The organism is uncultured Parasphingorhabdus sp., assembly GCF_963975735.1.
Taxonomy (GTDB): domain Bacteria; phylum Pseudomonadota; class Alphaproteobacteria; order Sphingomonadales; family Sphingomonadaceae; genus Parasphingorhabdus.
The window spans coordinates 94,506-103,924 of record NZ_CAXBIA010000011.1; the positions used below are offsets into that span (position 1 = coordinate 94,506).

Below are 9,419 nucleotides of genomic sequence, written 5' to 3' on the forward strand. Positions count from 1 at the left end.
CGGATCACTGCCCTGCCCGTGTATGCACCGTAGCGACAACCGACATGCCCGGACCCAACCGCTTGACCTGCTCCTGATCGGGATCGAACTTTATCCGCACGGCAATGCGCTGCGGGACCTTGACGAAATTGCCGGCACCGGTGTCTGGTTTGACCAGGCTAAATTCACTGCCTGCGGCAGGTGCGATGCTTTGTACCTTACCGGTCAACTCCGCTCCGCCCAGCGCATCGACCGTCAAGGTGGCCCGCTGGCCGACTGCCATTTTGGCAGTCTGGGTTTCCTTGAAATTGGCGGTAACCCAAAGATCATCCGGCACAAGATACATCAGCTGGGTGCCGCCGGTCACCAATTGGCCCAGACGGGCCGAAATCTCGCTAAGCCGCCCGTCGCGGGGCGCACGGACATTTGTGCGAGACAGCTCGATTTCTGCCAGCTCCACCGATGCATTTGCGCCTTGCACTTGTGCCTCGAGAGCGCCGCGCCCGACCTGAACCGACCGTATCTGTTCAGCCGCGATCGCGCGCTGTGCCTTCGCCTGCAGAACACCCGCTTCTGCCTGTTTCAATGCCGCAAGAGCCTGATCGCGTTCACGGAGCGACACCGATCCTTGGCCAACCAGTTCTTCAATCCGTCGCATGTCGGCCTGTGCCTTCTGCAAGCCAGCCTGGGCACTGGCGACCGAGGCGTTTTGCAGGCGCATCTGTGCCTCGCCCGAGCGCAAGCTTTGCTGGCTGTTGGCAAGATTTGCACGCTGGGCCGCCGTATTGGCTTGTCCCTGTTGCAGGCGCTGACGATAGGGCGCCGGGTCGATTCTGGCGAGCAACTGCCCTTTCTTAACGCGCTCGAAATCCTTGACCGGCACTTCGGTCAGATAACCCGAGACCTGCGGACTGATCACCGTCGTCATCCCGCGGACATAGGCGTTGTTGGTCGTTTGATTACCACTGTTGAATGGGGTTAGTCCCCAAGAGAAAAGCGCTATCAACACGCCCGCGAATATCACCAGTATGCCCAGCACAAGTTTTTTGCGAGAGACGTCAGGCTTCCAACCGCCCTCATCCTCGGAGCCTGTTTCTGGCACCTCTTCAGGATCGGAAATATTTTCCACCTCCGGGTCGCCGTCATCTGGCTTGTCGCTATTCGTCTGCTGCTTCAACGCTTGCTCCTGGCGATCATGTTCTCGAGAAAGACGAGTTCCTTGCTGAGTGGGTTCCGTCCCCGGACGCGATTAATCACCCAGGGCACTAGCACCGCGACAAAAGCGATGGAAGCGAGCGATCCGATAAGAAAAAAGACATCGTTAAATGCCAATACCGCTGCCTCGCGACCGACTTCCTGGGAGATGCGCGCAGCCGCTGCCTGCTGCTGTAACAGCGGATCGGTGATTGTCGCCGCAAAACGGGTCGAAAATTGTCCTATCTCGCTGGCGAGTTGCGGATTGGTAGCTGTCAGCGTGGCACCGGCGTCGATCAGATGGGTTTTGAGCCGGATGGTGTGAAAGGCGGAGAGCGCGGATACGCCCGCTAAACCACCTAGCGTCTGGGAGAGAGAAAAGACCGCGATGAAACTGATCACGTAAGCGGGGCCGGCTGCAAGGGCACGCAACATGCCTTCCATCATCACCGGCCCCATCGCAAAAACTGCAGCGAAACCGATTGCGGCCTGGGTCCAATAGAGATCGCTGGGACGAGACATGATGCCGGTGCGCGTATCCGCGAATGCCGCGATCGCAATAACCATTATGGCAAAAAGGATCGGTCGGGTCAGGTCTTTTGGGTCCAAACGCACTAGTGAAAGGATACTGCCGGCAACGGTTGCCCCGGCCAGCACAAAATAATAGCCGGTCAATTGCTCGTTGCCATAGCCAAGTGCGGAGAACAGTCCGCTCGCTCCAAAGCTTTGTTCGGCGACAAGAACCCGCACCCCTGCGCCGGTGATTGCGAGAGACAGGATCGCCCGGCTCGATAGCCAGCTCGTATTGAGCATCGGGCTTTTCCGGTTCATCTCGATAAGAAGGCAGCCGCCGAGACACAGGATAGCAAGCGCCAGCGCCCACCCAAGCCAACTGGCATCCCACCACTGGATCCGTCCCTGGATCAGGAAGGCCAGCAATGCCGCCACGCCGAGCAGAAACAACGTGATGCTTGGCAGATCGAGCTTCTCGAATGTCTTCTTCCTGAACCCTATGGGAAGTCGCAAAAGATAGACCGCTCCAAGCGAAATTATGGACAGACCAAATTGTAACTGGAAAGCGCGGCTAATATTCCCGTCGACGAGCAAATATGGCGATATGGCGCGCGCTAGCGGGAAAGCCGTCTGGACAAGGCCGATGCCGAGGACGAGCGCACCAATCCGTGCGGATGCCGGCAGCCCTTGCATCAGATAATAAATCGATAGCGCGGACAGGCCGCCAGCAGCGATCCCGGCCATCGCTCGCGCGGCGATTTCAGGATAATAGCCGAGTTCCAGCAGCTGGATAAAATTCGCTGCGACAAGGCCGATCATGGCATATTTGACAAATGGCTGGATGCCGAATTCCTGGCGGACGCGGAACAGCAACATGCTCATGCAGGCATAGGTCGAATAGAAGGCAACGCTGATCCACCCGGCCTGTACCGGAGTCAGCGCCAACTCGCCCTGCAGCGCGGCCGTGTTGGCTAGCAAAAATCCGTTCTGGGCTCCTCCGACGAGGCCCAGAAATAGCCCGATTACCAGATAAGCAAATTTGCGGCACGCCGGATGGTCCGGGTTCGCCGGCGATCCGGGCAAGATCGGCAGTTCGTGCTGCTTGAACTTATAACCGGCATTATCGTCAGTCAGATTCTGCTTGTCAGCCACCTGCCCACACCGCCTCGACTGATATTTCGGTCAGAATATTCACAATTTTCTCCATCCAGGGGCTTGTTACGGGCTGTCCGCCGGTGTGGCGGATTTGGTCGCGAGATGTAAGAAACAATTGAGCTTTCCTGACGTCTAACTCCAATTTGATCTGATTCTCTACATTACTTCAAGTTTCAGCTACTCCGATGCGCGACCGGAGCTCTGGCTCAAGACCGCGTACCTTATCCAGCCATATTGCTACGAATAGGCTCCTTCGGAATAGGTCAGTTCATAGCTATGGCTATAGATTTCGAATACAATGCCGAACGGGTCTTCGACATAGCACATGCGATAAGGCTTTTTTCCCGGATAATATTCTCGAACCGGCATCCGTTGCTTTCCTCCGGCGGCGACGATCTTCTCGATCAAGCCTTCGACGTCCGGATCCTGAATACAAAAATGGAAAGTTCCGTGGCGCTTATGATCCAGATTCTTGTCAGGCGCACGATTTTCCGGGAATTCGAAGATTTCGATCCCAACACGGTCGGCAGTCGCAAGATGGGCAATGCGCAAACTCCCCCATCCCTTACCGAAAACGTCGGTACACATGATTCCGACCGGACTTTCGTCTTCCGTCACATCGGTCGGTTTCATGATGATGTAGAGCCCGAGGGTTTCGGTGTAGAATTTTACCGCGGCATCGAGGTCAGGGACCGACAGGCCGATATGGGAAAAAGCGCGTGGTGTAGGCAGCATCAAGGAGTTCCTTCTATTCCGTGTGCCGATGGAAATAAGGAAATTTCTCCATTATTAGAAATAATCAATTGAATATCTTATCATTACATTTAGTAATGCATAATGTTGAATGCGCAATGGTTGGAAACTTTCGTCACACTCTGCGACACCGCCCACTTTACGAGGGCTGCAGAGCAGTTGAATATGACCCAGCCGGGCGTTTCGCAGCATTTGCGAAAGCTTGAGGCCCAAGTCGGTCAATCGCTGATCTCGCGCCAGGGAAAAAGCTTTAGCCCTACTTCGGCCGGCGAAGCTGTTCTGGCCGTAGGCCGCGCGAGACGCGCTGAGGAACAAGCACTGCTCGAAACCGTCCTGCGCGATGACCCGGCGGTCGGAGAAGTTAAAATTGCGTGTTCGGGTAGTTTTGCGATGCTTCTGTTTCCCCATCTCCTGTCGGCAATGCAGGATTCCCCGAAACTGACCATAAGGCTCGAGGCAACTCCGCAGGACAAGGTACTAGCCGGTGTACTGGACGGGCAATTTGATCTCGGAGTTGCTGACCATGATCCGTATCATCCAAGGCTCGATGCCAAACATCTGGGACAAGAGGAACTCTGCCTAGTTGTTCCGCGTAATGCGATGAAGTCTCCGATCAGCTTCAAGAGGCTCGAAGCCCTAGGTTTTGTGGCGCATCCTGACGGGTTTGCCTATGCTAACAGTCTGCTCTCGCTGAATTTTCCGAAAGAGTTTCAGGGATCGGACCGTCTGCATATTCGTACTTTTGTAAACCAGATCAGCCAGATTCCTGCACCCGTAGCGAACGGTATCGGATATACTTTGCTGCCACGCAGCGGCGTGAACAGCTACCCTGACAAAGACAGGCTCCAGATCGCGGTCCTTTCCGTCAGGCTCCGCCATGATCTGTGGATGATTTCTCGACGTGGCCGAACATTGCCTGCGCGGGTTGTGCGCATCGAAAATCTCATTGAGTCCGTCTCCAAAGATCTAGAGAGCGGATGAATGGCTAAAGTTGTGATTTTACGGTTCAATGCGGTTGGGCCAAACAAGCTGCCAATTATTCCGAAATCGATGGCGATCTGACAGTGCTGAAATGAAGCATATGATTGAATTGCTGGGTTCGAGCATCAACCTGCGGCCGCAATATTGCAGACTGGGTCGTTAACCGTCTGTCCGCTTTTAATACTGGCCACTGCCTGCCGGAACGACCGCTATTGGGGCGGTTGCTGACCAACCGCTTCTATTTTCCATCTCACCAGTCGGAATGACCGAAACTGGGTGGTTTGCTGAACGGCAGCTTTTTGATGCCGCAGCCAAGGGAACGGACATTGGTATTCACAAGATTTTGATATCCCGCAACCATTCTACGGCCAGCCCGGGCCATTCGGTCGTGATGGGATCGTCGGTTGGTCGAAGCCCGAACGCATGGCAACCCTTGGCAAAAATTCTCATGTCGACGGGAACGCCAACATCGTTGAGCGCCAGAGCATAGGCCATGGTATTGCGGATATCATTGGAGTCATCGTTCATCGCGTGAATCAACAGTGTTGGAGGCGCCTCAGCGCTAATCTCCATCCATGGAGCAAGCTCCAGTCTTTTCGGGCGTCTTTCGGACATGAATTTTCCTGGGTACATGACGATCGCGTAATTGGGCCGTGCGGACGCTTCGTCTGCCGCGTCAACCGGATCATAAGTGCGTTCGTTCGCATTGCTGACTGCAGCCGCAAGATGTGCGCCGGAAGAGAAGCCGATCACGCCGATTTTGTCGGGGTTGATTTCGTAGGAAGAGGCTTGGGATCGCAACAGCCCCATCGCGCGCTGAGCATCCTGTAGGGGAAGCAGATCACCTTCCGGCGGCAGCCGACTACCGTCTTCCCCTCGACCCCATATTTGTGGCGTCCGATACTTCAAAACGACACACGTCACGCCGTGCTGCGTAATCCAGTCACAGATCTCCGTCCCCTCAAGGTCCATCGCGATGGCAACATAGCCACCGCCCGGCAAGACCAGCATGGTTGCACCTGTATTTTCACCCTTCGGTGGAAAGATTGTCATCGTTGGGCGGGAAACATAGGTCGCCCAATTCCATATACGTCCTGCGACGAGCGGGGAGCCATTCCCGACCATTTCCGGATTGCCGTCGGTTTCTGGCGTTTGGATTTTGAGGTTTTCCGGCCACAGAGGGACTTGATTCCCGCCCGGCCCCGGCTGCCACACGACATTGGGTCTTTCGACCTTCTCGACTTTGGGTCGAGCGCATTCATCTGCAGCTTCCTGACCGTTGGCACCGCTGCTCATTCCGAGCATCAACACGGTAAGGAGTGAGAGCGATTTAATGCGATTCAATGTCTGTTCTCCAAAAGCCGGTCGGAATAGCCCTTTCTTGGTGTTGATTGTGATATAGATAGAATGAACCAGTTCAAGGCACTAAATGCGATGTGAGCAGACGTCGCGATGTGACCTCGAAGCTATCATGCTCTGGGTCGGCGCGAACGGCAAACTTTGGTTTTCGTTGAAGCCGAAAAGATTTTTCTCCGATAAATGGCAGCTTTCAGGCATTGATATGGATCACCCTAAAGTCCGCACCTGGGGCGGTAGCGGAACGGCAGCTAACTCCTCCACAATGTCTGCTTTTACGCTCATCGGATATAGCAATATGGCAAGTTAAAGGGTAGCTTGGCTTACCACTATTGTGCCAACCAATCGCGACTGGAACTCCATCCTTTGATGATTTGGTTTGGAAGTTGTTCTAGGATTACCCTACAGATTTTGAAATGAGGAATCTGATGATGCTGGGTACCAAAAAAACTTCAAAATCCAATGCATCACGAAAATTGCGTATTTCATTCAACTCCAAACTGATTGACAAAATTCCACCTCAGGACAAGCGTCATTATACCGAGGGATTTGAAACGTATGAATTTTCAATTCAGGAGTTTGCGAAGATCGTCTCGAAAGGCTGTGCCTTTTCGTATGATTTCAATGACAACGTCCGCAAAACAGAAAATTTCCTAGCGGCTGACATTCTTTGTGCCGATATGGATGGTGGGCGAACCATCGAAGACACTTTGGATGATCCAATCGTCAAATCCTACGGATCTTTCTATTACACCACTCCGTCTCATTCTGCTGATGGAGATCGATTTCGGGTCGTGTTCATTTTACCACGAACCATAACTGACCCGAACGAACTTAGATGTGCCATGACATCACTAGCTAGGCGCCTTGGAGGTGATCCAAGCGTTACAGATCCTGCGAGGATGTTCTATGGATCAACTAACTGTCGACATAAATTGCTCGCGAATTCGTTAACCGATGAGTATTTAGCTGAGTTAATTACAGACGGTCAGGTCGTTCCGACAAGGGAATCGATCACTGGAAATATAGCTACCGCTAACAGATCAGACCTACAACTAAAGCCAACTACGAACATTAAATTGCACGATGGGTCGATAATTGAACTGGGTGAAATCGATAAAAAGGTTTCCGTACATTGTCCGTTTCATAATGACAAAAATGCCAGTGCCTTTGTCGCACTCAACCAGCATAGAAACAGGTATCTTCACTGCTCCAAATGCCAGCTGACTTGGTGGCAAAAGTCTGCACCACCCCGCTATGATTTTAACGACTTTGAAAACGTCGTCGTTGGCCTAAAAAAGCAAACTTCGACACGTGAAGCTACTAGTCCAAAGCAAGGAATAGAGCGTTTCCTTGAATCGGGTTCGAAGGTTACAATTGAGGCCCGGCATGTTGAAGTTCAAAATCAGAGATATTCTAGTTTAGCTAGTTTGCCTGCAGGACTTAACTTCATCAAAAGCCCAAAAGGCACCGGAAAAACGACGCTCATCGCCAACGATGTACGGGAATATATTCGCGTTGATCCTGATGGTCATTACAAACCCAACGATCCTGTAAGAAAATATTCCAACTCAGAGGGGGATACAGAATTTCCATTTTACCACCCGGACAGGTCGGTGCTTCTCATTGGGCACAGAAAAGCGCTGATTGGGAGCTTATGCGACAAGCTGGATTTAAATTGCTACCTCAATGATAAAAACCACGAAAAGCACAGACTCGATGAAATACGGAATCGTTACGGAGTTTGTCTGGATAGTCTCTGGAAAGTTGAAGGTCGAACTTATGATTGGGTGATAATAGACGAATCTGAGCAAGTTTTATCCCACTTTCTATCGGCAACTATCGGGTCAAGACGAGACTCTCTATTTGCAAATTTCAGCGCGCTATTACGCAAAGCGTCAAAAGTGGTGCTTCTGGATGCAGACCTTGGCTGGATTACATTTGATACCATCATATCGATTTTTATGGAAAAAATGATCCGGAAAACCGGTGAACATGACGAAGCTCTGCCTCCCGAACTCCCGATCACCATATTTGTAAACCAGTACAAACCTCCAGAAAAAAATATCAATGTCTATGGGAACAGAGACCATCTAATAAATGATCTTATTGAATCGGTTGTATCGAAAAAAAGGGTCTTTGTAACTTCCAACTCAAAAGCTCAAATTAAGCGATTGGATGAGATTCTCGGAACGATTGAGTCTAAAAATAACATAACGATTAAGAGAATTGTAGTTACATCAGAGAATTCAACCAGCAAACCGATCAAGAGTTTTATTAGTAACATTGAAACGGAAATTCTAAATTATGATGTGGTTCTTACGTCACCCTCTTTAGGGACCGGAATCGATATCACTTTTCAAAACGACAGCCAGGAAATCGATATAGTATATGGAATTTTTGCAGATCGAATAAACACTCATTTTGATATCGATCAGCAGCTTGGTCGAGTTCGCAATCCGAAGGATATAAATGTATGGGTTTCAGGTAAAGTATATAACTTTGAAACTGAGTTCGGCGTGGTGCAAGCCGACATGCAGGCCCTATTTCTTCAAGATTTGTCTCATAATAACTTTAATATCCAAACGAACCAAACCGCATATGAGATAAGGCCATTTCTCATAATGGCTGCTCAAATTGTAGCTTCTCAACGCCATTCTAAAAACAACCTAAAAAAGCATTTCATTCAATATAAAAGAGATCAGTCATATTATATAAATTATAAGGAATTTGACCAGATTTCCTCAAAAAAAGGGAAAGAACTGAATGATGCCGCCTCGATGGTGGTGCTTGAAAAGCAGGTCCATCGAATTGCTAACGCCAAGCAGCTAAATCTCTATTATTTTCAGAAATTGGAAGATGCCAAAAATCATCTGAATATCTCTATCCCATTGAGTTTTTTAGACAGATATCATCGGACCAAAATTGAGTTATTCTATTGTGAGGCAATAACTGAAGATTTAGTCCGTGAAGACGGAAATGGGAGCTTCCGAAAACAGATAAGTTTATACCGAAAGGTTGTAGATAGTGCAGCTAACAACAACACTTTCGACGCCATAAAAAATAATGAAAGCACCGATGGCACAAGCCTCGAGCTTAAGACATGCAAAAAATTCGCATATGGTTCCTATCTAATATCTACCGTGTTGAAGTGTACGCCAATATTCGACGGCGAGAACTTTAATCCAGATATCGAGGTCTCAAGCCATGATCTGAATGAATTTGTGAAAGCATACAAAGCTCTTGCGATATATTTCGAAGGGCAGTTTGATTTGGAACAACGCGCTGATATTGACAAAAAACCGATGCAGCAACTGAATGAAATTTTGGAATTTCTCGGTCTGATGATGGTTCGAGCTCGGGTAAAAGTGATCAATAAGACAAAATATTATTTTTATCAGCTGGATGAACAAAGCCTAACTCGTGTCGAGGCTGTCCCCCGTCAGCATTCAATAGACAGACTGGCTGCATGAAGTAAGTGAGTGTTT

6 protein-coding genes are annotated in these 9,419 nt (G+C 50.3%); 2 read left to right on the forward strand and 4 right to left on the reverse strand.

Features of this window, described 5'->3' with window-relative positions:
• Positions 1 to 4: 4 nt before the first annotated feature.
• From AACZ86_RS12350 to AACZ86_RS12360, 3 genes are all read right to left on the reverse strand, one after another.
• Positions 5 to 1,156 (reverse strand): HlyD family secretion protein, encoded by a 1,152-nt coding sequence (locus AACZ86_RS12350; RefSeq protein WP_339693000.1) that lies wholly within the window; start codon positions 1,154 to 1,156, stop codon positions 5 to 7.
• The gene (locus tag AACZ86_RS12355; RefSeq protein WP_339693001.1) at positions 1,153 to 2,838 is read right to left on the reverse strand and encodes an MFS transporter; all 1,686 of its coding nucleotides are present in this window, start codon (positions 2,836 to 2,838) and stop codon (positions 1,153 to 1,155) included. Before AACZ86_RS12355 ends, AACZ86_RS12350 begins: the two co-directional genes overlap by 4 nt.
• 240 nt (positions 2,839 to 3,078) lie before the next feature.
• A complete protein-coding gene (locus tag AACZ86_RS12360; protein WP_339693002.1) occupies positions 3,079 to 3,576 on the reverse strand; it encodes a lactoylglutathione lyase family protein in 498 nt (165 codons plus the stop codon).
• Positions 3,577 to 3,678: 102 nt separating this feature from the next.
• Between AACZ86_RS12360 and AACZ86_RS12365 the strand changes: the two genes are divergently transcribed.
• Positions 3,679 to 4,575: a LysR family transcriptional regulator gene (locus tag AACZ86_RS12365; RefSeq protein ID WP_339693004.1), complete on the forward strand. Its 897-nt coding sequence runs from the start codon at positions 3,679 to 3,681 to the stop codon at positions 4,573 to 4,575.
• A 333-nt stretch (positions 4,576 to 4,908) separates the two neighbouring features.
• Here AACZ86_RS12365 and AACZ86_RS12370 read toward each other — a convergent pair whose 3' ends face one another.
• Positions 4,909 to 5,919 carry an alpha/beta hydrolase gene (locus AACZ86_RS12370; protein ID WP_339693005.1) on the reverse strand — a complete coding sequence of 337 codons (1,011 nt, stop codon included), beginning with the start codon at positions 5,917 to 5,919 and terminating at the stop codon, positions 4,909 to 4,911.
• Between the two features lie 440 nt (positions 5,920 to 6,359).
• Here AACZ86_RS12370 and AACZ86_RS12375 point away from each other — a divergent pair, with 440 nt between their 5' ends.
• A complete protein-coding gene (locus tag AACZ86_RS12375) occupies positions 6,360 to 9,404 on the forward strand; it encodes a plasmid replication protein, CyRepA1 family (RefSeq protein ID WP_339693007.1) in 3,045 nt (1,014 codons plus the stop codon).
• Positions 9,405 to 9,419 lie beyond the last annotated feature (15 nt).

Coding starts and splice junctions, on each gene's coding strand:
- AACZ86_RS12375 (WP_339693007.1), top strand. CDS start 6,360: ATGATGCTGGGTACCAAAAAAACTTCAAAATCCAATGCATCACGAAAA.
- AACZ86_RS12365 (WP_339693004.1), top strand. CDS start 3,679: ATGTTGAATGCGCAATGGTTGGAAACTTTCGTCACACTCTGCGACACC.
- AACZ86_RS12360 (WP_339693002.1), bottom strand. CDS start 3,576: ATGCTGCCTACACCACGCGCTTTTTCCCATATCGGCCTGTCGGTCCCT.